Annotated in this window: 27 protein-coding genes and 3 riboswitches; of the genes, 11 read left to right on the top strand and 16 right to left on the bottom strand. The window is 72.3% G+C overall.

All coding sequences use genetic code 11. The features are described 5' to 3' along the window. Position 1: 1 nt before the first annotated feature. From G5B31_RS10355 to G5B31_RS10345, 3 genes are all read right to left on the bottom strand, one after another. Complete coding sequence (locus G5B31_RS10355; RefSeq protein ID WP_165016969.1) at positions 2-211, bottom strand: CbtB-domain containing protein; 210 nt, start codon at positions 209-211, stop codon at positions 2-4. Positions 212-241: 30 nt separating this feature from the next. Beyond that, positions 242-380: riboswitch (cobalamin riboswitch) on the bottom strand. Further along, entirely contained in the window at positions 375-1,328 is a 954-nt protein-coding gene (gene cobD / locus G5B31_RS10350; RefSeq protein ID WP_165016966.1) for a threonine-phosphate decarboxylase CobD, read from the bottom strand. (Overlaps the previous riboswitch by 6 nt.) Next, positions 1,321-2,097 (bottom strand): propanediol utilization protein, encoded by a 777-nt coding sequence (locus tag G5B31_RS10345; protein WP_240904362.1) that lies wholly within the window; start codon positions 2,095-2,097, stop codon positions 1,321-1,323. The genes cobD and G5B31_RS10345 overlap by 8 nt, the downstream gene beginning before the upstream one ends. Before the next feature lie 79 nt (positions 2,098-2,176). On the opposite strand from G5B31_RS10345, the gene cobF reads away from it, so the two are divergent. Next, a complete protein-coding gene (gene cobF / locus G5B31_RS10340; RefSeq protein ID WP_165016963.1) occupies positions 2,177-2,926 on the top strand; it encodes a precorrin-6A synthase (deacetylating) in 750 nt (249 codons plus the stop codon). Here the strand turns inward: cobF and cobA are convergent. The 5 genes from cobA to cbiE are packed head-to-tail and all read right to left on the bottom strand — an operon-like array spanning position 2,905 to position 7,217. Further along, positions 2,905-3,624 carry a uroporphyrinogen-III C-methyltransferase gene (gene cobA, locus G5B31_RS10335; protein ID WP_165016959.1) on the bottom strand — a complete coding sequence of 240 codons (720 nt, stop codon included), beginning with the start codon at positions 3,622-3,624 and terminating at the stop codon, positions 2,905-2,907. The two genes, cobF and cobA, sit on opposite strands and share 22 nt — an antisense overlap. After that, the gene (locus G5B31_RS10330) at positions 3,621-4,910 is read right to left on the bottom strand and encodes a cobyrinate a,c-diamide synthase (RefSeq protein ID WP_165016956.1); all 1,290 of its coding nucleotides are present in this window, start codon (positions 4,908-4,910) and stop codon (positions 3,621-3,623) included. Before G5B31_RS10330 ends, cobA begins: the two co-directional genes overlap by 4 nt. Next, positions 4,907-5,680 (bottom strand): precorrin-4 C(11)-methyltransferase, encoded by a 774-nt coding sequence (gene cobM, locus G5B31_RS10325; protein WP_165016953.1) that lies wholly within the window; start codon positions 5,678-5,680, stop codon positions 4,907-4,909. The genes G5B31_RS10330 and cobM overlap by 4 nt, the downstream gene beginning before the upstream one ends. Next, a complete protein-coding gene (locus tag G5B31_RS10320; RefSeq protein ID WP_205911874.1) occupies positions 5,677-6,039 on the bottom strand; it encodes a cobalamin biosynthesis protein in 363 nt (120 codons plus the stop codon). Before G5B31_RS10320 ends, cobM begins: the two co-directional genes overlap by 4 nt. Then, positions 6,036-7,217, bottom strand: a complete 1,182-nt coding sequence (gene cbiE / locus G5B31_RS10315) for a precorrin-6y C5,15-methyltransferase (decarboxylating) subunit CbiE (protein ID WP_165016947.1) — start codon at positions 7,215-7,217, stop codon at positions 6,036-6,038. Before cbiE ends, G5B31_RS10320 begins: the two co-directional genes overlap by 4 nt. Here cbiE and G5B31_RS10310 point away from each other — a divergent pair. Then, the gene (locus tag G5B31_RS10310; RefSeq protein WP_165016944.1) at positions 7,216-7,953 is read left to right on the top strand and encodes a cobalt-precorrin-6A reductase; all 738 of its coding nucleotides are present in this window, start codon (positions 7,216-7,218) and stop codon (positions 7,951-7,953) included. The two genes, cbiE and G5B31_RS10310, sit on opposite strands and share 2 nt — an antisense overlap. Here G5B31_RS10310 and cobJ read toward each other — a convergent pair. Genes cobJ through G5B31_RS10275 form a run of 7 tightly spaced genes read right to left on the bottom strand, consistent with a single transcriptional unit; the run spans position 7,932 to position 15,846 of the window. Then, complete coding sequence (gene cobJ / locus G5B31_RS10305) at positions 7,932-8,663, bottom strand: precorrin-3B C(17)-methyltransferase (RefSeq protein ID WP_165016941.1); 732 nt, start codon at positions 8,661-8,663, stop codon at positions 7,932-7,934. The two genes, G5B31_RS10310 and cobJ, sit on opposite strands and share 22 nt — an antisense overlap. Positions 8,664-8,719: 56 nt before the next feature. After that, positions 8,720-9,427 carry a precorrin-2 C(20)-methyltransferase gene (gene cobI, locus G5B31_RS10300; protein WP_165016938.1) on the bottom strand — a complete coding sequence of 236 codons (708 nt, stop codon included), beginning with the start codon at positions 9,425-9,427 and terminating at the stop codon, positions 8,720-8,722. Then, positions 9,427-10,056 carry a precorrin-8X methylmutase gene (locus G5B31_RS10295; protein ID WP_165016935.1) on the bottom strand — a complete coding sequence of 210 codons (630 nt, stop codon included), beginning with the start codon at positions 10,054-10,056 and terminating at the stop codon, positions 9,427-9,429. The genes cobI and G5B31_RS10295 overlap by 1 nt, the downstream gene beginning before the upstream one ends. After that, on the bottom strand, positions 10,040-11,182 hold the full coding sequence (cobG, locus tag G5B31_RS10290) for a precorrin-3B synthase (RefSeq protein ID WP_165016932.1): 1,143 nt from the start codon (positions 11,180-11,182) through the stop codon (positions 10,040-10,042). The genes G5B31_RS10295 and cobG overlap by 17 nt, the downstream gene beginning before the upstream one ends. Further along, on the bottom strand, positions 11,179-14,472 hold the full coding sequence (gene cobN, locus G5B31_RS10285) for a cobaltochelatase subunit CobN (RefSeq protein ID WP_165016929.1): 3,294 nt from the start codon (positions 14,470-14,472) through the stop codon (positions 11,179-11,181). Before cobN ends, cobG begins: the two co-directional genes overlap by 4 nt. Next, positions 14,472-15,494 (bottom strand): cobalamin biosynthesis protein CobW, encoded by a 1,023-nt coding sequence (gene cobW / locus G5B31_RS10280; RefSeq protein WP_165016927.1) that lies wholly within the window; start codon positions 15,492-15,494, stop codon positions 14,472-14,474. Before cobW ends, cobN begins: the two co-directional genes overlap by 1 nt. Then, positions 15,484-15,846, bottom strand: a complete 363-nt coding sequence (locus G5B31_RS10275) for a DUF1636 domain-containing protein (protein ID WP_165016925.1) — start codon at positions 15,844-15,846, stop codon at positions 15,484-15,486. Before G5B31_RS10275 ends, cobW begins: the two co-directional genes overlap by 11 nt. Before the next feature lie 111 nt (positions 15,847-15,957). Beyond that, positions 15,958-16,178: riboswitch (cobalamin riboswitch) on the bottom strand. Positions 16,179-16,213: 35 nt separating this feature from the next. On the opposite strand from G5B31_RS10275, the gene cobO reads away from it, so the two are divergent. The 7 genes from cobO to G5B31_RS10240 all read left to right on the top strand — a co-directional run bounded on the left by cobO (position 16,214) and on the right by G5B31_RS10240 (position 21,998). Beyond that, a complete protein-coding gene (gene cobO / locus G5B31_RS10270) occupies positions 16,214-16,837 on the top strand; it encodes a cob(I)yrinic acid a,c-diamide adenosyltransferase (RefSeq protein ID WP_165016922.1) in 624 nt (207 codons plus the stop codon). A 312-nt stretch (positions 16,838-17,149) separates the two neighbouring features. Continuing rightward, positions 17,150-17,348: riboswitch (cobalamin riboswitch) on the top strand. 154 nt (positions 17,349-17,502) lie between these two features. Next, positions 17,503-18,513, top strand: coding sequence for an ABC transporter substrate-binding protein (locus G5B31_RS10265; protein ID WP_165016919.1), 1,011 nt, complete (start codon positions 17,503-17,505; stop codon positions 18,511-18,513). Beyond that, positions 18,510-19,550 (top strand): iron ABC transporter permease, encoded by a 1,041-nt coding sequence (locus tag G5B31_RS10260; protein WP_165016916.1) that lies wholly within the window; start codon positions 18,510-18,512, stop codon positions 19,548-19,550. Before G5B31_RS10265 ends, G5B31_RS10260 begins: the two co-directional genes overlap by 4 nt. Continuing rightward, the gene (locus tag G5B31_RS10255; protein WP_165016913.1) at positions 19,547-20,314 is read left to right on the top strand and encodes an ABC transporter ATP-binding protein; all 768 of its coding nucleotides are present in this window, start codon (positions 19,547-19,549) and stop codon (positions 20,312-20,314) included. The genes G5B31_RS10260 and G5B31_RS10255 overlap by 4 nt, the downstream gene beginning before the upstream one ends. 3 nt (positions 20,315-20,317) lie before the next feature. Then, on the top strand, positions 20,318-20,734 hold the full coding sequence (locus tag G5B31_RS10250) for a pseudoazurin (RefSeq protein ID WP_165016910.1): 417 nt from the start codon (positions 20,318-20,320) through the stop codon (positions 20,732-20,734). Then, positions 20,731-21,513 (top strand): class I SAM-dependent methyltransferase, encoded by a 783-nt coding sequence (locus tag G5B31_RS10245; RefSeq protein ID WP_165016907.1) that lies wholly within the window; start codon positions 20,731-20,733, stop codon positions 21,511-21,513. Before G5B31_RS10250 ends, G5B31_RS10245 begins: the two co-directional genes overlap by 4 nt. Then, complete coding sequence (locus tag G5B31_RS10240) at positions 21,510-21,998, top strand: ABC transporter substrate-binding protein (protein WP_165016904.1); 489 nt, start codon at positions 21,510-21,512, stop codon at positions 21,996-21,998. Before G5B31_RS10245 ends, G5B31_RS10240 begins: the two co-directional genes overlap by 4 nt. A 15-nt stretch (positions 21,999-22,013) precedes the next feature. Here the strand turns inward: G5B31_RS10240 and G5B31_RS10235 are convergent, their stop codons facing one another. Next, positions 22,014-22,520 (bottom strand): RNA polymerase sigma factor, encoded by a 507-nt coding sequence (locus tag G5B31_RS10235; protein ID WP_165016901.1) that lies wholly within the window; start codon positions 22,518-22,520, stop codon positions 22,014-22,016. 305 nt (positions 22,521-22,825) lie between these two features. Here G5B31_RS10235 and G5B31_RS10230 point away from each other — a divergent pair, with 305 nt between their 5' ends. Next, positions 22,826-24,868, top strand: a complete 2,043-nt coding sequence (locus G5B31_RS10230) for a TonB-dependent receptor domain-containing protein (RefSeq protein ID WP_165016898.1) — start codon at positions 22,826-22,828, stop codon at positions 24,866-24,868. A 53-nt stretch (positions 24,869-24,921) separates the two neighbouring features. Next, positions 24,922-26,295: a hypothetical protein gene (locus G5B31_RS10225; protein ID WP_165016895.1), complete on the top strand. Its 1,374-nt coding sequence runs from the start codon at positions 24,922-24,924 to the stop codon at positions 26,293-26,295. Positions 26,296-26,322 lie beyond the last annotated feature (27 nt).

Here is a 26,322-nt window from a genome sequence, read left to right as displayed (position 1 = left end):
GTCAGTGGCAGGGGAAGCCGAGGAGGTGCCGGCCGTCATGCACGAATTCGTGGATGACGCCGCCGGTATCGACCAGCGCCAGCGCGCCTTCCTCGGCGCCGACGAAATAGACGGCGAGGATCAGGATCAGCCCGGCGAAGACCGCCCAGGGCAGGATTTCCCGGGTGGGGATGGAAATGGGGTAGGCGGGGGCGAAGGCGATGTCCGACATCGAGGTCTCCTTGGGATTGCGCGTCCCGTTGAAGTTATGAGCCGGATCGGAGGTCTGACTTCCGGGGGTAAACCCCGGTCACAGTGGCGCGACCGTGCCGGTATCTCACCGGCTTCTCCCATCGAGGCTGCGGGGACAGGGTTACGCCCCCGCGGACGGCCTGTCAATTCGCGGTTGCCAGGGCGCGGTCCACCCGGCCCCATTCCTGCGGTGCGGGCAGGCCCAGGCGGATCAGCCGCCGCGACCAGGGGAAGATGCGGCTCCAGATGCGGTGACGGGCGAGGGCGTCCTGCGCCGCAGCGGCATCGGGGGTGTCGTAGAGGCGGAAGAGCGTGGTGCCGCCGGCCAGCGGCCAGGGCGACAGGCGGTCCATCCGGTGTGCATCCTCGGCCAGCCGGGCGGCGGTGGCGGCCTGCCAGCCGGTATCGGCCAGCGCGCGGGCGCCGATCTCCACCGCCGCGCCGCAGACGGGCCAAGGGCCGGCCAGCGCGGCCAGCCGTTCCGCTGCCTCCGGGGCCCCGAGGGCGAAGCCGAGCCGCAGCCCCGCCAGCCCGTAGAACTTGCCGAAGGAGCGCAGCACCCAGAGGTTCCCGCGCCCCGTTTCCCCGGCCAGCGACAACTCCGGCGTCGGGTCGGCGAAGCTTTCGTCCACCACCAGCGTGCCGACCTTCTGCAGCAGGTCCAGAAGGGCGGAGGGCGGCAGATCGCGGCCGTCGGGGTTGTTGGGGTTCACCACCACCGCCATGTCCGCGCCTTCCAGCGCCCGCGGCTCCGCCACCTCCTCCACCCGCCAGCCGGCCTGCGCCAAGGCGGCGGCATGTTCGTTGTAGGTCGGCGACAGCACCCGGGCGAGGCCGGGCGGCGCGAGATGCGGCACAAGCTGGATCGCCTGGCTGGCCCCGGCCAGCGGCACCACCGCGCCGGTGACACCCCAGGCCCTGCGGGCTGCCTCTGCCAGACGGTCCATGTCGGCCCGGGTCGGCAGGTCGGTCCAGGCGCGGGCGGGCAGGACGGGGACCGGCCAGGGGACGCGGTTGATCCCGGTCGACAGGTCGATCCAGTCACCCGCTCCGTAGCGGGTCCTCGCCGCGTCGAGGTTGCCGCCGTGGTCACGCATGTCCGTCTCCGATGCCGTAGCGCAGGATGCCGCGGAAGCCCGCCGCGCGCAGCGCCGCCTCCGCCTCTTCCGGCACCTTTCCCGGCAGGAACAGCAGCGCCCGCGCCGGGCCGGTGTGGCCGATGGCAAAACCGGCAGCCCCCAGCCGCTCCGCCAGCCGCTCGGTCGGGTCCCCTGTCGGGCCGCGCGAGCCGAGCGTCCGGCGGGCCGAGGTGCTGGCCAGTGCCGCCACGCCTTCGGCCGAGCGGCAGGCGTCGGGCCAGGCGGCGGCGAGGTCGGCGATGTCGGGGAAATCCTGATCCTCGGGATCGGTGCGCCGGGCGGGGCCGTGGAAGCCCGCCAACATCTCCAGCCGCGGCAGCGGGGGCAGATGCGCCAGCACCCGGGCCTGCCGAGAGGCCCAGAGGAGCCGCCCCGGTTCGGCGAACATCAGCGGGTCGGTGGCCCCCTCCACCACGCGGCAGGCCGTAGCGATCCGCGCCTCCTCCGCCCCCGCCGCCCGCGCCAGCGCCACCAGCGCGGCGGTGGAGGCCCCCGCGCCGCCGCCGGGCGGCAGGTCGCCCCGCAAGGTGAACCGCCCCGCGACCGGCAGCTCCAGCGCCCGCAGCAGCGCCGCCGCGCGGTCGGCGTCCAGCGCCACCTCGCCTTCGAGGTGCAGCGCGAAGGCCCCCGGCTCCCGCCGCGCCGTCACCGCCAGCACCGGGCAGGGCAGGGTGACCAGCGCCACCGGCCCCTGGGGCCCGAGGCGGCCCTGGATCAGCTCTCCCATATGCCCCGCCACCCGCAGGGGGGGCTTCCCTTCCCGGGGCGGGAGTGGTTTCTGGGGCGAAAGGCAAGCGGGGTCAGGCATGGAACTTCTGCTCATCGGTATCGGCACGGGCAACCCGGAGCACCTGACCCTTCAGGCCATCCGGGCGCTGAACCGGGCCGATCTGGTTCTGATCCCGCGCAAGGGAAAGGACAAGGCCGATCTGGCCGAGCTGCGCCGGGCGATCTGCGCCGAGGTGCTGGAGAATCCCGCCGTGCTGGCCGAATTCGACATGCCGGTGCGCGATCCGGCCAACCCGTCCTATCTCTCCCGGGTGAACGACTGGCACGACGCCATCGCCGCCCGCTGGGCCGAGGCCATCGCCGCCCATCCGGGCGCGAAGGTGGTGGCGCTGCTGGTCTGGGGCGACCCTTCGCTCTACGACAGCACGCTGCGCATCGCCGCGCGGCTGCCGGGGGCGGAGGTGACGGTGATCCCCGGCCTGATGTCGCCGCAGGTGCTGGCCGCGGCGCATGGCGTGCCCCTGAACGACCTCGGCGCGCCCTTCCTCGTCACCACCGGCCGCCGGCTGCGCGAGGGCGGCTGGCCCGAGGGGGTGGACACGCTGGTCGTCATGCTGGACGGCGAGGCCTCGTTCCGGACCCTGCCGCCCGAGGGGGTCCAGATCTGGTGGGGCGCCTATGTCGGGATGGCGAACCAGATCACCGACCGCGGGCCGCTGGCCGAGGCGGGGCCGCGCATCGTTGCGGCGCGCGAGGCCGCGCGGGCGGCGCATGGCTGGATCATGGACATCTACCTGCTGCGCCGTCACCCCGCCAAGGCCCCGTAAAGGATCAGCGTCGGCGCCGGGTCGGGGGCGGCCCCGGCCAGATGCGCCGCCAGCCCGGCCACGGTGTCGCGCTGCAGCGCCTGGGCCGGGGTGGAGACGCCCTGCGCCAGCAGCGCGGGCGTGTCGGGCGGCAGGCCGTGGGCGATCAGCCAGGCGGCCAGCTGCGGGAAGGTCGCCCGCGCCATGAACACCGCGGTCACCGCCTGCGGGTCGGCGAGCGCGGTCCAGTTCAGCCCCTCGGGCAGGCGGCCGGTCACGTCGTGGCCGGTGACGAACTGCACCCGCCGCGCCGTCCCCCGCCGGGTCAGCGGGATGCCGGCGGCAGCGGCGGCAGCGGAGGGTGCGGTGACGCCGGGCACGATCTCGAACGGCACGCCCGCTTCCTTCAGCGCCGCGATCTCCTCCTCCAGCCGCCCGAACAGCCCGGAATCGCCGGACTTCAACCGCACCACCCGCGCGCCGGTGCGGGCATGGTCCACGAGCAGCCGGCTGACGTGATCCTGCCGCGGCGAGGCGCGGCCCGCCCTTTTGCCGACCGAGATCAGGTCGGCCCCGACGGCGGCCAGATTGAGGATCGGCCCGGCGGAGAGGTCGTCATAGAGCACCACATCGGCCCGCCGCAGCCGGTCTGCCGCCTTCAGCGTCAGCAGCTCCGGGTCGCCGGGGCCGGAGGAGACGAAGCTGACGAACCCGCTCATGCGACCCCCGAGATCAGGTGGAAGAAGGTGCCGGTGACGCGGCCCCGGCGCGATCCGGTCTCGGCCACCTCGGCGCCTTCGGCATCGGTGACGCGGGCCAGCGGCGCGTCGGGCTGCGACAGGATGGTGGAATAGTGGAACTCGTGCCCGCGCAGGCGGCTGCCGGGGCCGTGGCCGGGGATCGGCGCGGCCAGCTCGGCCAGCCGGTAGCCGAGGTGCATCTTCCGCTTCTCGTAGCTGGTGACCAGGCCGAGCAGCCCGGCCATCGCGTGGCGGGTGCCGGAGGCGTCGACCAGCGCCTCCCCCAGCACCATGTAGCCGCCGCATTCGCCATGGACCGGCCCCGGGAAGGCGCGCAACCCGGCAAGGAAGCGGCCGGCGGCGGCGATCCGTCCGGCGTGCAGTTCGGGGTAGCCGCCCGGCAGCCAGCAGACATCTGCCGCCGGTGGCGGCTCGTCGGCCAGCGGCGAGAAGGGCAGCACCTCGGCCCCCTGCCGGCGCCAGGCGTCGAGGAGATGCGGATAGGTGAAGGAAAACGCCGCATCGCGGGCCAGGGCGATGCGCTGGCCGGGCGGCGGCGGCAGGGTGGTCGCGCCAAGGTCGGCCCCGCCCGCCGCTGCGGCCCTGATCGCCGTCAGGTCGACATGCTCGCGCAGGAAGGCGGCGTAGCGGGCGACGGCGGTTTCCAGATCGGGATGCTCCACCGCCTGCACCAGCCCCAGGTGCCGCTCGGGGAGGGTCAGGTCGCCGCGCCGGGGCAGGGCGCCGAAGACCCGCAGCCCCGCCGCCTGCATCCCCAGCCGGCACAGCCGCTCGTGCCGGGGCGAGGCGACGCGGTTCAGGATCACCCCGGCCACCGGCACATCCATGCGGAACCGCGCCATCCCCAAGGCCAGCGCCGCGGCGGTCTGCGCCTGGCCCGAGACATCCAGCACCACCACCACCGGCCAGCCGGTCAGCGCGGCGATATCGGCGCTGGCGCCGGTGCCGGCCTCGCCCGGGAAGGCCACGCCGTCGAAGAGGCCCATCGAGCCCTCGGCCAGCGCGACATCGCTGCCCCGCGCCAGCTGCGTGGCCAGCAGGCCGCGGGGCATCGCCCATGAGTCGAGGTTGAAGCTCTCCCGCCCGCAGGCGGCGCGGTGGAAGGCCGGGTCGATGTAATCCGGCCCGCATTTGTAGGGCTGCACCGCCACGCCGTCCTCGGCCAGGCAGCGCAGCAGGCCCAGCATGACCGTGGTCTTGCCGGTGCCCGAGGCGGGGGCCGAGACGATCAAGCCCGGCGTCATTCGCGCACCATGTCCGCCCGGCCGGCGCGGAAGCGGCGGTCGTAGTCGGCGGCGTAGAGCCGGCTTTCGGCGAAGCCCTCCTGCGCCAGCGTCCGGCCGACCAGGATCAGCGCCGTGCGCTCCATCGTCTCGCCCACCTCCGCGGCGATGGTCGCCAAGGTGCCGCGCACCACCCGCTCGTCGGGCCATGTCGCGCGCCAGACCACCGCCACCGGGCAATCGGCGCCGTAGTAGGCCGCCAGTTCCGCAGCCACCTCCCCCAGCCGGTGGATCGACAGGTGGATCGCCAGCGTCGCCCCGGTGGCGGCGAAGTTCGCCAGCGTCTCGCCCCCCGGCATCGGCGAGGCGCGGCCGCCGGTGCGGGTCAGCACCAGGCTCTGCGCCAGCCCCGGCAGCGTCAGCTCCATCCCCAGCGTGGCGGCGGCGGCGGCGAAGGAGGGCACGCCGGGCGTCACCGTATAGGGGATGTCCAGCGCCCGCAGCCGCCGCACCTGTTCTCCCATCGCCGACCAGACCGACAGGTCGCCGGAATGCAGCCGCGCCACGTCGAGGCCCTCGGCATGGGCGGCCATGATCTCGGCGACGATGGCGTCCAGATCCATCGGCGCGGTGTTGACGATCCGCGCGCCGGGCGGGCAATGCGCCAGCACCGCCTCGGGGATCAGCGATCCGGCGTAAAGGCAGACCGGGCAGACGGCGATCAGGTCGCGGCCGCGCAGCGTCAAGAGGTCGGGCGCGCCGGGGCCGGCGCCGATGAAATGCACGGTCATGGGGTGTCTCCGGTCAGGGCCAGGGCGGCGGCGGCAAGGCGGTCTTCGGAAAGCGCACGGGGCGCGGCCAGCCAGGCCCGCGGCCCGGCGGCGGCCAGCGCGCAGGCCTCGGCCACGCTGCCGGTGCCGTAGACCGCCAGTGCGATGGCGCTTTGCGTCGGCGTCGAGATGGCGGCCAGCGCGGCATCCTTGATCCAGATCAGGTCGTAGCCCAGCCGTTGCAGCTCCGCCGCCAGCGGATGCCCGGCCTTGCGCGCAGGCAGGGCCAAGCGGCGCGCGTCGCGGGCCTTGGCCCGGTCCAGCGCGTCGAGCAGCGAGGCAAGCTGCGCCTCGTCGCGGAATCCCAAGCCTGCGATCATCGTGTCACGCTCCATTGCACAACGGGATAATGCGCCTTCCAGCCGCGTTTGCGGCCGAGGGGCGCGGTTTCGGAAAGCTCGATGCGAAGAAGGCTGCCGCCTTTGGCGCCGTGCCATCGGGCCAGCAGCGCCTCGGTCTCCAGCGTCACCGCATGGACGGCCAGGCGGCAGGTTTCCGGCAGTCTCTGCCACAGCGCGACCAGCAGCGCCTCGTCGGCGCCGCCGCCGACGAAGACGGCCTGCGGGTCGGGCAGGCCGGCCAGCAGCTCCAGCGCCGCGCCCTCGCGCAGGTCCAGCCGGTCGGCGCCCAGCCTTGCGGCGTTCGCGCGCGCCCGGGCGGCGCGGGCGGGATCGCGCTCGATGCCGATGGCGCGGGTGGAGGGATGCGCCAGCAGCCATTCGATGCCGACCGAGCCCGATCCGGCGCCGATGTCCCACAGCAGCTCCCCCGGCCGCGGTGCGAGGGCCGAGAGCGCCAGCGCCCGGACGGGGCGCTTGGTGATCTGGCCGTCGTGGCCGAACAGGTCGTCGGGCAGGCCGGAGGCGCGGGGGATCACCCGGCCGGTGCCGGCAATCTCAAGCGCCACCGTCACCAGCGGGTCGATATCGTCCAGGGCGAAGCCTGCCGCCTGCGTCTCGCGCAGCCGTTCCGCCGGGCCGCCCAGCCGTTCCATCACCGCGAGCCGGGTTTCCCCGAACCCTTCCGCCGCCAGCCAGCCCGCCAGTTCCGCCACCGCCGCCCCGTCGCGCAGGGTGACGATCGTCCGCGCACCGGGCGCCAGATGCGGCCGCAGCCGCGTCATCGGTGCGGCGTGGAGGCCGAGCGCCGTCACCTCCTCCAGCCGCCAGCCCAGCCTTGCGGCGGCCAGCGAGAGGCAGGAGACCGCCGGATAGGCCCGCCACTCGCCCGGGGACAGCGCCGCCGCCAGCGTGCCGCCGGCGCCGTGCCAGAACGGATCGCCCGAGGCCAGCACCGCCACCCTGCGCCCGCGTAAGCCAAGCACCGGGGCGATGGAGAAGGGCACCGGCCAGTCCCGCCGGTCGGGATGCGCCACCATCGCCAGATGCCGCGGCGCGCCGAAGACCACCTCGGCCGAGGCCAATGCGGCGAGGCTGGACTTTCCCAGGCCCTCCACGCCATCCTCGCCGATGCCGATGATCGAAAGCCATTCAGCCATGACCACCCTCATCCTCGGCGGCACCACCGAGGCCAGCCGCTTGGCCGAGCTTTTGGCCGCCGCGGGCCTGCCTGCTGTCCTGTCCTATGCCGGGCGCACCGAAAGCCCGCGGGCGCAGCCGGTGCCCACCCGCATCGGCGGCTTCGGCGGGGCCGAGGGGCTGGCGCGCTACCTGAAGGCCGAAGGCATCGGCCGGGTGATCGACGCGACGCATCCCTTCGCGGCGCAGATGAGCCGCAACGCGGTGGCCGCCTGCGCCGCCACCGGCACGCCGCTGCTGGCGCTGGAGCGCCCGGCATGGCAGCCCGGCCCGGGCGACCGCTGGACCATGGTCCCCGACCTTCAGGCCGCCGCCGCCCTGCTGGACGGCCCGAGGCAGCGGGTGTTCCTCGCCATCGGCCGCCAGCATCTGTCTGCCTTCGCCGGCCAGCCGCAGCACCATTACCTGCTGCGCCTCGTCGATCCGCCCGGGGCGCTGCCGCTGCCCGATTGCACGTTGGAACTCGCCCGCGGGCCCTTCGATGCGGCGCAGGACCGCGCGCTGATGCTGCGCCACGGCATCACCCTGATCGTCGCCAAGAACGCCGGCGGCGCGGGGGCGGAGGCCAAGCTGACGGCCGCCCGCGACCTGTCTCTGCCGGTGATCCTGATCGACCGGCCAGCCCTGCCGCCCCGGCCGGTGGCGGCGACGGTGGAAGAGGCGTTGCGCTGGTGTCATGCCGACCTCGGGGTATAGACGAAGCGCCCGACAGCCCTGGTCAGCGAGGACCCCACCAGCACCACTGTCCGCATGTCGGCCATTCCGGGCTCCGCCTCGGCCAGCGTCGCCACCCGGATCTGCTGCTCGGGGGTGGAGACGGCGCGGGCGAAGATCACCAGCCGCTCCGGCCCGCAGACCTCGCGCAGCACCTTTAGCACCTGCGCGAACTGCCCCGGCCGGGCCTTGGAACGGGGATTGTAGAAGGCCATGGCGAAATCGCCCTCCGCCGCCAGCCGCACCCGCTTCAGCACCAGATCGAAGGGCTTGAGGTTGTCGCTGAGGTTGATCGCGCAGAAGTCGTGCCCCAGCGGCGCCCCCGCTGCCGCCGCCGCGGCCAGCATGGCGGTGATCCCGGGCAGCACCCGCACCTCCAGCCGCTGCCAGTCCGCGCGCGCCTCCATCGCCTCGAACAGCGCCGAGGCCATGGCGAAGACGCCGGGATCGCCGGAGGAAACCACGACCACCCGCCGCCCTTCCGCCGCCAACCGCAGCGCCAGCGCCGCCCGCTCCAGCTCCACCCGGTTGTCGGAGGGATGCAGCGCCAGCCCCGGCCGCGGCGCCACCCGGGCGACGTAGGGAATGTAGCCCACCACATCCGTCGCCTCGGCCAGCGCGGCCGAGACCTCGGGCGTCACCAAGGCTTCGCTTCCCGGCCCGAGACCGGCGACAACGACCCAGCCCTTCATCTTGGCCGAAATACTCTGGGGGTCCGGGGGTGAAACCTCCGGCTGCGCAGCAGATGTCACGGCCGCCTCCCCCGCCCATGCACCAGCGCGATGGAGAAATAGGGCGCCTCCTCCTCCACCTCCGCCAGCCGCCGCACCCGCTCTCCCGGCATGGTGCCGTGCTCGACCAGCCAGGCGTCCTCCAGCCGCCCGGCCGCCTTCAGTGCGGCGCGCAGGCGGGGCAGGTTGCGGCCGATCTTCATCACCACCAGCGCATCGGTATCGGCGGCGCGGCGCGCCAGTTCCGCCTGCGGCAGGGTGGCGGGCAGCACGGTCAGCACGTCGTCGCCCCAAGTGATCGGCATCCCCGTCGCCGTCCAGCATCCGGCCATGCCGGGGATGCCGGGCACCACCTCGACCGACCCCGCGGGCAGCCGCGAATGCAGGTGCATGAAGCTGCCGTAGAGGAAGGGATCGCCCTCGCAGAGCACCACCGCCCCGTCCGGTGCCGCTGCCAGCCGCGCCGCCCAGGCGTCGTAGAACGGGGCCAGCGCGGCGTTGTAGGCCGGATCGTCGAAGGCGATCTCGGTGGTCACCGGGTATTCCATCGGCCATTCCTCGGCGCCCGCCGGGATCAGCCCCTCGACCATCCGCCGGGCCTGGCCCGCCCGCCCGGCCTTGCGGAAATAGGCCACCACCTTCGCCTCGGACAGCAGCCGGCGGGCCTTGACGCTCATCAGCTCCGGGTCGCCGGGGCCGAGGCCGATGCAGATGATCTTTGCCATCATTCCCTCCGGCTGGCCAGGGCGTTGACCGCGGCGACGGTGATCGCCGAGCCGCCGAGCCTTCCGTCGACCACGCACCAGGGCAGCGGATCGTCCTGCACCAGCGCGGCCTTCGACTCGGCGGCGCCGATGAAGCCGACCGGGCAGCCGATGATCGCCGCGGGGCGGGGGAAGGCCGGGTCTTCCAGCAGGTTCAGCAGATGGAACAGCGCGGTCGGGGCATTGCCGATGGCGACCACCGCGCCGGCCAGATGCGGCCGCCACAGCTCTACCGCCGCCGCCGAGCGGGTGTTGCCGATGCGGGCGGCGAGGGCGGGAACCTGCGGGTCCTGCAGGGTGCAGATCACCCGGTTCCCGGCCGGCAGGCGGGCGCGGGTGATGCCCTCGGAGACCATCCGCGCATCGCAGAGGACCGGCGCCCCCCCTTCCAGCGCCGCGCGGGCGGCGGTGGCGAAGCCGGGGGCGAAGCGGATATGGGGGGCAAGCTCCACCATGCCGCTGGCGTGGATCATGCGGACGGCGACCACTTCCTCCTCGGCGGTGAAGCGGGCGAGGTCGGCCTCGGCGCGGATGGTGGCGAAGCTGGCGCGGTAGATCGCGGCGCCGTCGGTTTCATAGGCGTGGGGCAAGAGGACCTCGCAAGCGTTCGGTGAGTTGGTCTTCGGTCAGGCCGCGCGCCAGCGGAGTGCCGTTGGCGGGACCGTTCAGGATCAGGTCGAAGCGGCCGTCGCGCCCCGTCAGGGTGGCCTCGGCCGGGCCGGGATGCGCGCAGCCCTTGGCGCAGCCGCTGACATGCAGGGTGCAGCCCGGCGGCACGAGGGGCGCGAGGCGGCGGGCCAGGGCCCGGGTCTCGACGCTGGCCGAGGCGCAGCCCGGCGCGCCGGTGCAGGCGGCGACGCGGAGGAGCGGGTCGGCGGAATCGGCGATCAGGCCGGGCGGGCAGGGCAGGCCGTGGATGCCTTCGACCACCACCGAGCGCCAAGGGGTCAGCCGCAGCGGCGCCACCGCCAGCGCCCGCAGGGTGGCGGCGGTCATCTGGCCGAAGGGCAGGGCGAAACAGGCGCCGAACGGGGTGTCGCCGGGGGGCAAGGGCGGGCCTTGCAATGGGTGTTCGGCGGCGCCGAGCGGCGGCAGGAGGCCGGAGGCGATCAGCCGGGCCATGCGGGTGTGTTCGCCGCGGTGGGCGGCGAACCAGCGGGCCAGCGCCACCGCACGCTCCGGGGCTTCGGCCGGCGAGACGGATTCGCCCGAGGCCATGCCATCGGCGCGGAGGATCAGGCCCTGCCGGCTGCGCTCGATGCGGATATCGGCGGAAGCGGCCCCCAGCACCGCCTCCGCCCCGCTGTCCACCGCGAAGCCGAACTTCGGCGGCAGCGTCGGTCCATCGGCCAGCGCCGATTCCAAGGCGGCGACCAGCGCGGGCGTCTCCGGCCCGTCCCAGCAGGGCGTGGTCAGAATGTTCCGCCGCGCCTCGGTCCCGGCGTCGGGGTCGAGCAGGCCGAGACCGGACAGCGCAGCGTGGACCTGCGGCAGGCTCTCCTCCCGCACCCCGCGCAACTGCACATGGGCGCGGGTGCCGAGGTCGATCAGGCCGTTGCCCTGCGCCTCGGCCAGCCCGGCCAGCGCGAGGGCCTGTTCCACGGTCAGGCGCGAGCCTTGCGGCCGCACCCGCACCACCAGCCCGTCGCCCGAGGGCATCGGCCGCAGCGCGCCGGGGCACCAGCCCCGAATCTGGCCCTGAACCCGACCGCTCATGCCACCCCCATCGCGCGGCTGTTCGACCGCGACTGCCAGAGCCCCGCCTCGGCCAAGGCGGCGAAGCGGGCCTCCATCGCGGCCAGCGCGCCCGGGTTGGCCTCGGCCAGGAAGGTGCGCACCTCGGGCGTGCCCAGCGTGGCCTCGTGGTAGAGGTCGAAGAGATGCGCCGGGACCACACCGGCGAGATGGGCGAAGGCGGCGAGGTGGTCCAGCGTCGCCGCGATCTCGGCCGCACCGCGGAAGCCGTGGCGCATCATCCCCGCGATCCAGCGCGGGTTGGCGGCGCGGGCGCGGGTGACGCGGGCGATCTCCTCGGCCAGCGGCCGGGCCTTCGGCGCGTCGGGGCGGGTGGCGTCGAGGTGGTAGAGTGCGGGGACAGGTGCCCCGAGCCGGGCCATGGCGGCGGCGAAGCCGGCCTCGTGGGCGGCGTAGTCCTCGGCCAGCAGCAGGTCGGTCTCGGGCAGGTCCTGGGCGTGAATGAAGGCCTCCGCCCCGCGCAGGCGGGCTTCCAGCGCCGCGCGGGCCGGTTCCCCGGCGGCGGAATGGGAGGAGGCGGCCAGCCAGGCATCGCCCGCGGCGCGGCGGGCCTCCTCGGTCAGGTTGTCGGTGGAAAGGCCGAGGCCATAGCTGCCCGGCGCGGGGGCGAAGACGCGGGGGCCTTCCGGCGCGGCGGTATAGGGGTTCATGTCGGCGGCCTCGTCGCGGCGGCGCAACGCCTCGGCCCCGGCCTCGAACAGGGCGGCGAGGTAGGGGAAGACATCGCGGAAGAGGCCGGAGACCCGCAAGGTGACCTCCACCCGCGGCCGGTCCATCAGCGCCAGCGGGATCACCTCGAACCCGGTCACCCGGTCGGAGCCTTCGTCCCAGACCGGCGCCAGCCCGGCGAGGTGCAACGCCATGGCGAATTCCTCGCCGGCGGTGCGCATGGTGGCGCTGCCCCAGAGGTTGACCACCAGCCCGCGCGGGTAGTCGCCTTGGTCCTGCAGGTGGCGGCGGACCAGCTCCTCGGCCAGCTTCACCCCCTGGGCATGGGCCGCCCGCGACGGCACCGCGCGCGGGTCGATGCCGTAGAGGTTGCGGCCCGTGGGCAGCACATCCCCGCGGCCGCGGAAGGGCGAGCCGGAGGGGCCGGGGGCGACGGGTCGGCCGGCGAGGGCGGCGAGGAGGGCGGCCTTCTCGGCTTCTATGGAAGCGGGGTCGCCTGTGGCCGGCCCCCGGGGCGCTGCCCCGGACCCCGGGATATTTGGGGCAAGATGAAATGGCAGGGGGGTGCCGCGGCCCCAGATGTGCAGGCCCTCGCCGAACTGGCTTTCCTTCAGGTCGCAGACGAAGCGGTCGATCCGGGGGATGGCTTCGGCGGGGCTGGCGCTGGCGGGGATGCCGAGGTCGTCCTCCACCCCGGCCGATTGCGCCTCGGAGCGGATGGCGGCGATCAGGCGGGTGCGGCGGGCGGGGTCGAGCCCGTCGGCGGTGGAATACTCGTCCAGCAGCCGTTCGAGGCGGTGGAGCGCCGGAGGGAGATCGGCGTCGGCCAGAGGCGGCGGCAGGTGGCCGAGGGTGACGGCGCCGAGGCGGCGGCGGGCCTGCGCGGCCTCGCCCGGGTCGTTGACGATGAAGGGGTAGAGGACGGGCAGCGGGCCGGCCAGCGCCTCGGGCCAGCAGGCGCCGGAAAGGGCGGCGGATTTGCCGGGCAGCCATTCCAGCGTGCCATGGGCGCCGATATGGACCAAGGCGTCGGCCTGTTGCCGCAGCCAGAGGTAGAAGGCGACATAGGCGTGGCAGGGGATGCGGGTGGTGTCGTGGTATTCCCCCTCCCGGTCCGGGCCGCGGCTGCGTTCGGGTTGCAGGACGACGAGGGCGCGGCCGCGGCGGGTGGCGGCGAAGGCGAAGGCGCCTTGGGTGACGGCGGGGTCGTCCTCGGGCGCGCCATGGGTGGTGAGGACGCGGTCGCGCAGGGGCTGAGGCAGGGTTGCCAATGCCGCGCGGTAGGCAGGCAGGGGCCAGAGGATCGTCTGGGTCAGCGCCTGTTCCAGCGGCGCGCCGGGGGCGATGGCGTAGCCTGCGGCGGCAAGGTCTTCGAGCATGGCCTCGGCGGAGGCCAGCGCGTCGAGGCCGACGGCATGGGCCATCCGATGCGCCTTGCCGGGGTAAGTGGACAGCACCAGCGCCACCCGCTTCTCCCGCGGCGGCAGCGTGGCGAGGCGGTGCCATGCGGCAACGCGGGTGACGGTGGCGGCGATGCGCTCGGCATCGGGCGCATGGGCGGCGCGGGCGAATTGCAGGTCGGGGTCGGGCGGGGCGGTGTCCTTGAACGAGATCACCCCGGCGCCGAGGCGGCCGTCGACCTCGGGCAAGGCGACGTGCATGGCGAGATCGGCGGGGGAGAGGCCGCGGTCGGAGGCCTGCCATGCGGCGCGGGTGGAGGTGGCGTGGATCGCCTGGAACACCGGCACCCCTGCGGCGTCGAGGGGCGAGCCTTCCTTGGCGCGGGCGGAGAAGGCGGTGGTGTTGACCACGGCTGTCGGGGCCAGAACGGCAAGGGCCCCGCGCAGCCAGTCGGCAGCGGCGTCATCCTTCAGGCTCGGGACGAACAGGCCGAGGGCGCGGAAGCCCGCCGTCTCGAAGCCGCGGATCAGGGCGGCGATGCCGGCGGTGTCGGCGGCGGCGGCCCAGGCTCGGTAGAAGGGGATTGCGATCAGCGGCGCATCCCCCGCGGGGGCCTCGGGCAGGAGGCCGGTGTCGGGGTGCCAGAGGCCGAAGGGCGGCAGGGTCTTTGGGCCGGGGACGGGGCCGGCGTAGAGGCCGGCGGCCAGCGCCAGCTGCGCCAAGGCTCCCTGGGCGGCGATTTCGCCCCCGGCTTCGCAGAGGCCTTGCAACCGGCGCAGGGTGGAGACCGGCAGGGTGGAGGCCGCGTCCAGCGCGGGGTCGGGGCGGCCGTCGGCGGGCAGGATCGCCAGCGCGATGCCATGCGCGCGGGCCAGCCGTGCGACCTGCTCCACGCCATAGGCCCACCAGGAGGCGCCGCCGATCAGGCGGATCAGGATGCCTTTCGCATGACAAAGAGTGCGGTCGATGTAGGTGTCCACCGACAGCGGATGGGTCAGGGCGGAAAGGTTCGCCAGCCGCAGCCCGGGCAGCCCCTCGCGCCCGCGCCGCCAGCCCGCCGCGAAAGCGCCGAGGTCGCTGTCGGAGAAGGACAGCACCACGAGGTCCGCGGGCGCCTGCCCGAGATCCTGCGGCGCGGCCGTCTCCTCCAGCCCGTGGCTTTCGCGGAAAAGGACGTGCATCAGGCCAGCGCCGCCCGCACCGCCGCAGCGTCGAGGTCGCCCTTCTCGGCGATCACCACCAGCCGGCCCTGCCGGGGCTGCGCGCCCCAGGGGCGGTCGAACTGGTGGCGGACGCGGGCGCCCACGGCCTGCACCAGAAGGCGCATCGGCTTGCCCGCCACCGCGACATGGCCCTTCACCCGCAGGATGCCTTGCGCCCCGGCCAGCGCCGCCACCTTCGCGGCCAAAGCCTCGGGGTCGTCCACCTCGGGCAGGTCTACCACGAGGGTGTCGAAATCGTCGTGGTCGTGCTCCGCCTCGCCGTCGTGGTGCGAGGGGCGGGCGTCGATGCCGTCCTCGGCAGCGGCGCCGATGCCGAGGACGACGCGGGCGTCGATCACGCCCTCGGTCAGCGGCAGCATCGGCAGCGGGCGCGGCGCCTCGGCGGCGATCACCGCCTTCGCGGCCTCCAGCCCGGATTCGCCGGCGAGGTCGGCCTTGGACAGAAGCACCAGGTCGGCGCAGGCGATCTGGTCCTCGAACACCTCGGAGAGCGGGGTTTCATGGTCGGCGCCGGCCTCGGCCACGCTGCCGGGGCGGGCGGGGTCGGGGGTGAAGAGGCCCGCGGCCACCGCCTCGGCATCGGCCACGGCGACCACGCCGTCGATGGTGATCTTCGAGCGCAGGTCGGGCCAGTCGAAGGCCTTGAGGAGCGGCTTCGGCAGCGCCAGCCCCGAGGTCTCGATCACGATATGGTCGGGGCGAGGGCTAAGCGCCATCAGCCGCTCGATCGAGGGGATGAACTCGTCGGCCACGGTGCAGCAGATGCAGCCGTTGGTCAGCTCGACGATGTTGGCCTCGGGGCACATGGCGTCGGCGCAGGCGCGGATCAGATCGCCGTCCACGCCGACGTCGCCGAATTCGTTGACCAGCACGGCCAGCCGCCGCCCACCGGGGTTCTGCAGCAGGTGGCGGATCAGCGTGGTCTTGCCGGCGCCGAGGAAGCCGGTGACGATGGTGACGGGGGTCTTTTCAAGCGACATGGGGGGCCTCCGGTGGCGGGATGCGGACGATGGTGTTCTTGCGGATGACCTCGGGGCGCTGGCGCCAGGGCACCACGCCGTCGGGCGCTGCGGCATAGGCGCGGATCATCTCCAGCAGGTCGGGCAGGTGGCGGTCGGGGTCCAGCGCGCCCTGGACATAGGTCCAGCGGCCGGGGCCGCGGAAGACCACGGCGCAGCCGTTGTCGCAGGCCGAGAGGCATTCCTGCCGGCGGTGGGGGATGCCGGCCGCGGCCAGCGCGGCGGAGAGCCGCGCGCCGTCGCGGGGCGCTGCCGGGTCGGCGCCGGGCAGGCGGCAGGTGGTGCAGACCACCAGTTCCATCACATCGCGCATCGGCCCCTCCGGCCAGACGATCGGGGGCGGACGGGGTCGCGAAGACTCGGGGATGCCGCGCGGGCAACTCCGGTCTGCGGCACACCCCGGCCGCGGCTACGGACAGCCCCCTGGACAGGGGCCGGCGCTGGCAGGTCTCCCGGCTTGCGGATGTCGGGGGCGGAACCCCCGGCGGGCGCCCTGCCTTCCCGGGGTATTCCCCAGTGGCGGTCGGGCGACCTCTCCGGTCACGGTCGCGGGGGCGGCTGCGCTTCACCCCGGCCTTTCGGCGTCGGGCTGTCGCATTCCCTCTTCGCCTGCCATAAGCAGGAACCAGCGATGGCAGGAGCCAAGCCACTTTGCGGCGCGAAAGTCAAGGAGAGGGCAGATGACCGACGACAGCATGACCGCGGAAGAAGCCGCCCATGCCGCCAAGAAGGCCAGGATCAAGGCCGCGCGCGACCGGATGATGGAGGAAAAGACCGGCGAGAAGGGGCTGGTCATCGTCCATACCGGGCCGGGCAAGGGCAAGTCCTCCTCGGCCTTCGGCATGATCCTGCGCTGCGTCGCCCACGGGATGCCCTGCGCGGTGGTGCAGTTCATCAAGGGCGCCATGGCCACGGGCGAGCGCGAGCTGCTGACCGGCCATTTCGGCGATCTGTGCAAGTTCCACACCATGGGCGAGGGCTTCACCTGGGAGACCCAGGACCTGGCCCGCGACAAGGCGGCGGCGCGGGCGGGCTGGGAGAAGGCGAAGGAGCTGATCCGCGATCCCGCGAACCGCATGGTGCTGCTGGACGAGATCAACATCGCGCTGCGCTACGATTATCTCGACGCGGCCGAGGTGGCGGCCTTCCTGCGCGATGAAAAGCCGCCGATGACCCATGTGGTGCTGACCGGGCGCAACGCGAAGCCCGAACTGATCGAACTGGCCGACCTGGTGACCGAGATGCAGGTGGTGAAGCACCCGTTCCGCGCCGGAATCAAGGCGCAGCCGGGGGTGGAGTTCTGAGCCGTCGCAGGCGGGGGCCAGCCCCCGCACCCCCGGAGTATTTTTGCCAAGATGAAAGCCACGCCGGAGCGAAGAGGGGCGCCGCGCCTCGGGCCGCCTGCACAGGGGAGGCGCGGCGCTTTCACTCTGCACCGTGGGGTCAACCTGAAGCGATTCGGTTGTTTCATCTCGCCAAAAATCCCGGGAGTGGGGCGCGTAGCGGCGAGAGGGTAGCGCCCCCTTTCCTGCGCCGGGCACGCCCGCGGTGCCGCCGACGGGCCGGGTCCGGACTCGCCTCCCCGAACATTTCCCTTGCCCGGAGGGGCAGGGCGGGGTAGTCGGATCGCTGTCGGTTTCCGCAAGGAATTGAAAGGGAATCCGTCGCCGGACCTGTCCGGTGAACCGGAACTGCCCCCGCAACTGTAGGCGGTGAGGGTTTTTGCGAACACGCCACTGTGGTGCAAACCATGGGAAGGCCGCAAAGCCCGACGACCCGCCAGTCAGGAGACCTGCCGACGTAACTTCAACGCGGCCCGGGCGGGGTGTCCGGGGAGGTGTCGGATGATCTTTGCCCCAAGGTGCCCCACGGCACCGCAGACCGCCAGCGCGCGCAGCCTTGCGCGGGCCAGCTTCCGGGCCGGCGTCCCCTTCCCGTCTCCGGTCGCATCACACACCGGAGACGATCCATGTTCGCCCGTTCCCTGACGGCCGCCCTGCTGGGTGCGGCCTGTCTCGCGCTGCCCGCCGCGGCCGAGACCGCCTATCCGCTGAGCCTGAAGAACTGCGGCGTCGACCTGACCTTCGACAAGGCGCCCGAAAGCGCCGTGACCGTGGGCCAGGCCGCGACCGAGATCCTCTATTCGCTGGGCCTCGGCGACAAGGTGCTGGGCACCTCGGTCTGGTTCACCGAAGTTCTGCCCGAATTCGCCGAGGTCAACGCGCAGGTCGAACGGCTGGCCGACAACGACCCCAGCTTCGAATCCGTGTTGGCGAAGAAGCCCGGTCTCGTCGCCATCCAGTATGAATGGCACATCGGCCCGCAGGGCATCGTCGCCACCCGCGAGCAGTTCGCCGATGTCGGCATTCCGACCTACATCCTGCCGGCCGACTGCTGGAAGAAGGACAACACCGCCGGCTCGGACGGCACCCGGCTGGCGATGTTCGAGATGGACAGCATCTATGCCGGCGTGACCGAACTGAGCCAGATCTTCGATGTCCCCGAGAAGGGCGAGGAACTGGTCGCCGGCCTGAAGGCGCGCGAGGCCGCCGCCATCGAGAAGGCGCAGGCGCTGGACCTGACCGATGCCTCGGCGGTGTTCTGGTTCTCCTCGGCCGAGATGGACGTGGACCCCTATGTCGCCGGCCGCATGGGACCGCCCGGCTACATGATGGAGAAGCTGGGCCTGCGCAACGTGGTGGAAAGCGACGAGGAATGGCCGACCGTCAGCTGGGAGACCATCGCCCGCGCCAACCCTTCGGTGATCGTGGTGGCCCGGATGGAGCGCCGCCGCTTCGACGCGGATGACGTCGAGAAGAAGCTGGAGTTCCTGAAGACCGATCCGGTGGCCAGCCAGATGGATGCGGTGAAGAACGGCCGCATCGTCATTCTCGACGCCCATTCGATGGACCCCTCGATCCGCAACGTCGCGGCGCTGGAGGTGCTGGCCGAGGCGCTGCCGGCCTTCGGCCTGAAATGAGCATCGCGGCAACCCACGGCCTTCGCGCCCGGTCCCTCGTCGGGCGCGGGGCGGCCGGGGTTGCCGTGCTGCTGGTGGCGGTCCTTGCGGGCGTCGTCATCGGCGAGACGCCGCTGCCGTTTTCGACGGTGGCGGCGGTCTTCGCCAACAACCTGTGGAATGCCGGACATCCGGTCGACCCGATCGAGGCCGGGATCATCTGGAACTACCGCCTGCCGCGCACTTTGGTGGCGGCGGCCTGCGGCGCGGGGCTGGCGCTGTCGGGCGTGGTGCTGCAGGCGCTGATCCGCAACGCGCTGGCTGATCCCTACCTGCTGGGCGTCTCGGCCGGGGCCTCCACCGGCGCGGTGGCGGTGACGATCATGGGCGTCGGCGGCGGGCTGGTCGGCATCTCGGCCGGGGCCTTCGGCGGCGCGACGCTGGCCTTCCTGCTGGTGGTGGCGCTGGCGCGGGCGGCGGGGGGCGGGCCGGCGCAGCTGGTGCTGGCGGGCATCGCCGGGTCGCAGCTGTTCAACGCGCTGACCTCGTTCTTCATCGCCAAGACCGCCAATGCCGAACAGGCGCGCGGGATCATGTTCTGGCTTCTGGGCAACCTGTCCGGCGTGCGCTGGCCCGACGTGTCGCTGGCGGTGCCGGTGGCGCTGGCCGGGTTCATCGTCTGCCTCTGGCACATGCGGTCGATGGATGCCTTCTCCTTCGGCGCCGATTCCGCTGCCGCTTTGGGCATCCCGGTGCGGCGGGTGCAGGCGGTGCTGATCGGCGCCACCACGCTGATGACGGCCAGCATGGTCAGCCTCGTCGGCTCCATCGGCTTCGTCGGGCTGGTGATCCCGCACGCCACCCGCTTCCTGACCGGGCCGCGCCACGGGGCGCTGGTGCCCGCTGTCGCCCTGGCCGGGCCGGTGTTCCTGATCGCCGCCGATGTCGTCTCGCGCGTGTTGATCCCGGGGCAGGTGGTGCCGATCGGCGTCGTCACCGCGCTGGTCGGCGCGCCGGGCTTCGCCCTAATCCTGATCCGCAACCGGAGGCGGCTGTGAGGGTCTCCGCCGATGCCCTCGGCTGGACGGCCGGCCCCCGCGCCATCGTGCAGGGGGTAACGCTGGAGGTCGCCCCGGGCGAGACCCTGGGCGTGGTCGGCCCCAACGGCTCGGGCAAGTCCACGCTGTTGCGGCTGGTCGCCGGGCTGCTGCCGCGGGCGACGGGCGAGGTGCGGCTGGACGGGGTGCCGCTGGCCGCGCTGTCCCGGCGCGAGATCGCCCGCCGCATCGCGCTGGTGGAACAGCAGGCCGACACCGCCGAGGCGCTGAGCGTGCGCGACGCGGTGGAATTGGGGCGCACCCCCTGGCTGTCGGCGTTGGCGCCCTTCGGCGCGGCAGATGCCGCCATCGTCGAGGAGGCGATGGCCGCCATCGGCATTTCGGCCTTCGCCGGCCGTCCCTGGGCCACGCTTTCGGGCGGCGAGCGGCAGCGCACCCATATCGCCCGCGCGCTGGCGCAGCGGCCGCGGCTGCTGCTCTTGGACGAGCCGACCAACCATCTGGACATCCACCATCAGCTGTCGCTGCTGCGGCTGGTCAGCCGGCTGCCGGTGACGGTGATCGTGGCGCTGCACGACCTCAACCAGGCCATGGGCTGCGACCGGCTGGCGGTGATGGAGGGTGGCCGCCTTGCCGCCTGCGGCCCGCCGGCCGAGGTGCTGACCCCCGCCCGCCTTGCCGCGATCTTCCGCGTCGGCGCCACACCGCTGCGCGACCCCGCCGACGACGCCACCCAGTTCCGCTTCCACTGCCTTCAGGAGTGACCGATGAAATCCGCCGCCCTTGTCCTCATGCTGCTTGCCGCTCCCGCCCTTGCCGAGACGCATGAGGTGCAGATGTTCAACCGCAGCGACAACGGCCCGATGATCTACGAACCCTCGTTCCTGAGCATCGCCCCCGGCGATACCGTGCGCTTCGTGCCCACCCAGCCCAGCCACAACGCCGCCGCCATCGACGGCATGATCCCGGAGGGGGCGGAGCCGTTCAAGTCGAAGATCAACGAGGATTTCTTCGTCACCCTGACGGTGCCGGGCAGCTACGGCATCAAGTGTTCCCCCCATTTCGCCATGGGCATGGTGATGCTGATCGAGGTCGGCGATGCGCCTGCGCCGGCGCTGCCCGAGGACCTGCCGGCCCGCGCCCGCGAAAGGTTCGAGGCGATCCTGGCCGCCAACCCGCAATGACCGCCAACCACGATCTGGCCGAGGAAATCCGCGCCTATTGGTCGAAGCGGTCCGAAACCTTCGACCTCGCCTTCGGCCACCACATCGCCCCGGGGCCGGAGGCCGCCGCCTGGGCCGAACCCATGCGGCTCCTCGGCCCGGCGCCGCTCAAGGTGCTGGAACTGGCCTGCGGCACCGGCGAGGTGACGCGGCTGGTCCACGACCTCGGCCACGACGTCACCGCGCTGGACTTCGCCGAGCCGATGCTGGCGGTGGCCCGGGCCAAGCACGAAGGCAAGCCGCGGCTGCGCTTCCTCCACGCCGATGCGCAGCGCACGATGGAGCCGGACGCCAGCTACGACGCCATCCTCTGCCGCCATCTGGTCTGGACCCTGACCGAGCCGGAAGCCGCCTTCGCCGACTGGTTCCGCATCCTGCGCCCGGGCGGGCGGCTGCTGGTCTACGACGGCGACTGGACCAGGCCCGCGCCTTGGGGCCGTTGGGCGGCATGGGTGCTCGCCCGGTGGAAGCGGATCGCCCCGGACGCCTATTACGACGGCGCGCTGAGCGACCGCCACGCCGGGATCATGCGGCGGCTGCCCTTCTCGGAAGGGCTGACCTTCGACCGCCTCGCGCCGCTGCTGGCAGCCGCGGGCTTTACCGGCATCCGCGAACTGCCGCATGGCCCCATCGCCCGGGCGCAGCGGGCGACGCAAGGCTTGCGCAACCGGCTGCGCACCCGGGTCTACCGCCGCTTCATCCTGATCGCCTGGAAACCCGCCCGAAAGGACATGCCATGAGGCTTCGCCCGATCCTCGCCGCCCTGCTGCTTGCGCCGCTTCTGGCGCCCGCCGCCGGGGCGGTGGCCCGCGCGGCGAAGGCCCGCGACGTGCCGGTGCTGTTCTGGTTCACCAGCCCCGAGATGGAGATGGACGCCTCGGTCGCCGGCAGCAACGGCGCGCCCGCCTACATGCTGGCCAGCCTAGGCGCCCGCAACGTGATCGCCTCGGACGACGAATGGCCCTGGGTCGGCTGGGAGACCATCGCCCGGGCCGAGCCGGCGGTGATCGTGCTGGCCGGGATGGACCGCCGCTTCAACGAGGGCGACGATCCGGCCCGGAAGGTGGAGTTCCTGACCACCGACCCGGTCGCCAGCCGGATTCCGGCCGTGGCGGCGGGCCATTACTTCGTCATGCGCGCCGAGGCGATGAACCCCTCGATGCGCACCATCGACGGGATCGAGCAGCTGGCCGACAAGATGGTGGAATTCGGGCTGGCCGAGTAGCGGGGCCGCGCGGCCTCATCCGCCGCGCGGGAGTTCCAGCGCCCGGGCGCAGCTGGCCACGGCCTTTGCCATGTGCTTGGCCACGTTGCGTTCCGACATGCCGTAGCGGCTGGCGATCTCGCGGAAGCTCAGCCCCTGGACGCGGTTCATCAGGAACAGGCGCTGCGTCGTCTCGGGCAGGTCGCGGATCGCCTCGCGCACCGCCCGCCCGGATTGCCGGGCGGCCAGGGTGGCGAAGGCTGGGTCGGGCGCGGGATCGTTGGCGGCGAGGCCGGCGCTGTGGGTGTTGCGCACCCGCTCGCGCCGCAAATGGTCGATGGAGACGTTCTGCGCCGCCCGGGTGACGAAGGCCGCCGGATTGCCGTGCAGTTCGCCCGACCGCTCCCAGAGCCGCAGGAAGATGTCGTGGACCAGGTCGCGGGCGATGCTGCGGTTGCCGATGCGCCGGGCGATCTGCCGTTCGAGGCGGTCGCCTTCGTCATCGTAGAGACGGGCGAGTTCGGTGCGGGTGCATGGGGCCATGGCGCGCGCTGCAAATCCTGATTTTCGGGGGATTCGCGGGTCTGCCGATGCGGCGCGGGACTGGCTGGGAAAAAATTATTCCCGCGAGACAGAAGTGTCCACCGGCCCCGCGGTCGCTGTCGGCCGCTGTTGCATAATGGCGACGCCTCCGGGAAACGGCCCCGCCGGAGCAACGGAATTAAATCCGACAAAAAAATTCATGAATTCGGTTCAGTGAGGGCCGCCCTCGCGCGTGGAGCCTTGTGGAAATGCCGCGAACCCACCTCCGGTCAGGGTGATCCGCGCTTTTGACAAGGGGTGTCCATATGAAAGACATGAAGAATTCCGTCGCGGACATGCTGGCGTGCCTGCCGGTGCGGGCGGTGGCGCTGGGCTCGGTCCTGCCGCTGCTGGCCGCCGGCGCGGTCGCGGCGCAGGAGCTGACCGAGGAAGAGCAGAAGAAGGCGCAGAAGCTGGGCACCATCGTGCTGACCGCGACCGGCCAGGCGCAGGCGCTGCCGGATGCGCCCGCCACCATGACGGTGATCGACGGCGAGGAGATCGCCTCGAAGCCCTATGCCACCATCGCCGACGTGTTGAAGGACGTGCCCGGCGTCATCGTCTCCTCGCCCTCGTCGCGCTCGGGCTCGGAGACGATCTCGATCCGCGGCCTGGGCGAAAGCTATGTGCTGACGCTGGTGGACGGCAAGCCCATCGGCAATTCGCAGGAGGCGACCTACAACGGCTTCGGCTCGGGCCTCGCCATGTCCTACCTGCCGCCGCCCTCGGCCATCGAGCGGATCGAGGTGATCCGCGGCCCGATGTCCTCGCTCTACGGCACCGCCGCCTCGGGCGGGGTGATCAACATCATCACCAAGCCGGTGGCCGATGTCTGGTCGGGGTCGGTGACGCTGGGCTACACCAACTTCGAGGAAAGCGGTGCCGGCAACTCGCACGAGGGGCGGTTCTACCTGAGCGGCCCCATCGTCGAGGGCAAGCTGGGCCTGGCCTTCTTCGGATCGCTGCACGACCGCTCGAAGCCCGGGATGCTGGTGGCGGGCCGCGGCGGCGCGGTTTCCACGCAATCGCAGGACACCGAGCGCAAGACGCTGGGCGCCCGGCTCACCTGGTCGATCGACGCCAACCAGACGCTGGATTTCGAGACGGTGTTCAGCGACAGCGACACGGTGAACCTCAGCTCGGCCCCGGGCAGCACCCCGGGCGGCATCGAGGTGGAGCGGAAGAACTACGCGCTGAATCACAAGCTGACCTGGGGCCAGGACTACGAGACGAACACCTTCCTCACCTACGAGGACGTGTCCTTCGTCAACGGTTCCAACGTCTCGGGCTACGAACTGCTGAACCTGAACTCGAAGACCAGCCTCACCTTCGGCCGCCACGACCTGACGCTGGGCTTCGACTACCGCGACGAGACGACGAAGCATTCGCCCAACCGGGTGAACGTCGATCCGAAGATGACCCGCTGGAACTGGGCGGTCTTCGGCGAGGACAACTTCCACGTCACCGAGGACCTGACCCTGACCTTCGGCCTGCGCTACGACGAGAACGAGCGCTACGGTTCGCATGTCACCCCGCGGCTCTATGCGGTCTGGCACGCCACCGATGCGCTGACGGTGAAGGGCGGCATCAGCGGCGGCTACAAGACGCCGACGCTGAAACAGGCCGACAGCAACATCTTCGAGCCCTCGGGCGGCGACGGCCGGGCGCGCGACCAGGGCAACACCAACCTGAAGCCCGAGGAGAGCACCAACTTCGAGATTGGCATGATCTGGGAAAGCGAGGGCGGCGTGCAGGTCGGCCTGACCGCCTATCACACCCGGTTCAAGGACAAGATCACCACCGAGCAGATCTGCGCCCATGACACTCCAGTCCCGGGCCTGCCCACCGATTGCGGCATGAACACCCCCACCGATCCGATCAAGTGGATCAACCAGTATGTCAACCGCGACGCGGCCGAGCTGAACGGGGTCGAGGCCACGGTGGACTGGACGATGGGCGACGTCGATTTCGCCTTCAACTACACCTATGCCGACACCAAGATCACCAAGGGCGCCAATGTCGGCGGCCGGTTCAACAACAGCCCGCTGCATGTGGCCAACCTCGGCATCGACTGGCAGGCCACCGATGTGCTTTCGGTCTGGGGCAATGCGCAATACCGCAGCGCCACCTTCGATGCCGGCAACAGCCGCATCGGCGAACATGCGATCTTCGACATCGGTCTCGACTACGATTTCACCGAGAGCGTGATGGGGTCGGTCGGCATCTACAACATCGGCGACAAGACCTTCGGCACCACCAATTACAACGACGGCCGCCGTGTCTACATCGGCCTGACCTCGACCTTCTGATCCCTCCGGCCGCCCCACCGGCGGCCGGTCCTCCCTGACAACCGGACCCAGAAATGACCGTTTCCCTTCGCTTCTCCCGCCCCGCGCTGGCGCTGGCCGCGCTGCTGGCCTCGGCCGCCGCGCTTCCCGCCGAGACGCTGTTCGACGCCCCCGCGCCCTTTACCGGCCGGGTCGCCTTCTCCGGCCCCGACCGCAGCCCCGCCTATCCCGGCGGCGAGGTGGTGGCGACCGGCACCGGCTTCGCCCCCGGGCAGGAGGTGGTGCTCCGCCGCGGCGGCAGCCCGCTGTCGCCCGAGCCTCTGGTGGCCGATGCCGAGGGCGGCTTCAGCTTCGGCTTCGCCCTGCCGCAGGATGCGGTGGTCGGCCTGCATCCGGTGGTGGTCGAGGCCGCCGCGCCCGACAGCGCCGCGGTGGTGGACCTGAAGATCTCGCCCGAAGTGCCGCTTTCGGGGGCTGAGGGCTATGAGGTTGCCTCGGTGAAGGTGGCGCCCGGCGTCTATCAGGTCGCCTACAGCGCCAAGGCCGGCGCGGTCTTCACCGCCTCGGCCACCGGGCGGGGCGGCAAGGGCACGTCGACGATCATGAAGCTCGACGCCGCCACGCTGGAGGTGCTGGCCGAGGCCACCCCCTTCGCGGACGAGCCGAACGGCATCTACGGCGCCTTCGGCATCGCGGTGGACGATGAGAACGGCACGGTCTGGGTGACCAACACCCGCAGTTCGGCGGTGGCGGTCTACAAGCAGGACGACCTGTCGCTGGTCAAGCAGTTCGACCCGGGCTCGGTCGAGAAGCCGCGTGACGTGGTGATCGACGCCGCGCGCGGGCGGGCCTATGTCAGCACCCACCGCGCCCGGATCGAGGAATTCGATCTGAAGACTCTGGAAAAGCTGGAGGGCTTCACGCTGCAATCGGCCGAGCGCGGCGGCCAGTTCGCCGCCATGAGCCTGGCGCTGGATGCGGAGAAGGGCCAGCTCTACACCGTCTCGCTGTCCACGCCGGAACTGGCGCGGATCGACCTGGCCTCGCGCGAGGCCACGCTGGTCCCGCTGCCGGGGGCGAAGACCGCCTCGGGCGTCGCCATCGACCCGGCCGGCGGGCGGGTCTTCGTCGCCTCGCAGGGCAGCGACGACGTGTTGGCGATGGACGGCGCGACCGGCGAAGTGGTGTTCGACACCCCGGTCGGGGCGCAGACGCTGAACGTCGCCTTCGATCCGGTGTCGGGCAGGCTCTATGTCGCCAACCGCGCCTCGGACACCATCACCGTGGTCGATGCCGCCGGCGGCGGGATCGTGGCGAACCTGGACGGCGGGTCCTTCCCGAACCACCTGACCGTCACGCCCGAGGGCGTGGTCTTCGCCGTCAACAAGGCCCGCGGCGAGGAGGATGCCGAAGGCGACCGGCTGACCCGCATCGCGCCGAAAGGCTGAGGCGACACCCGCCCGCGGCCGCTGCTC

The organism is Rhodobacter sp. SGA-6-6 (assembly GCF_011043545.1).
Taxonomy (GTDB): Bacteria; Pseudomonadota; Alphaproteobacteria; order Rhodobacterales; family Rhodobacteraceae; genus Pseudogemmobacter.
This window is presented reverse-complemented; position numbering and strand designations above follow the sequence as displayed.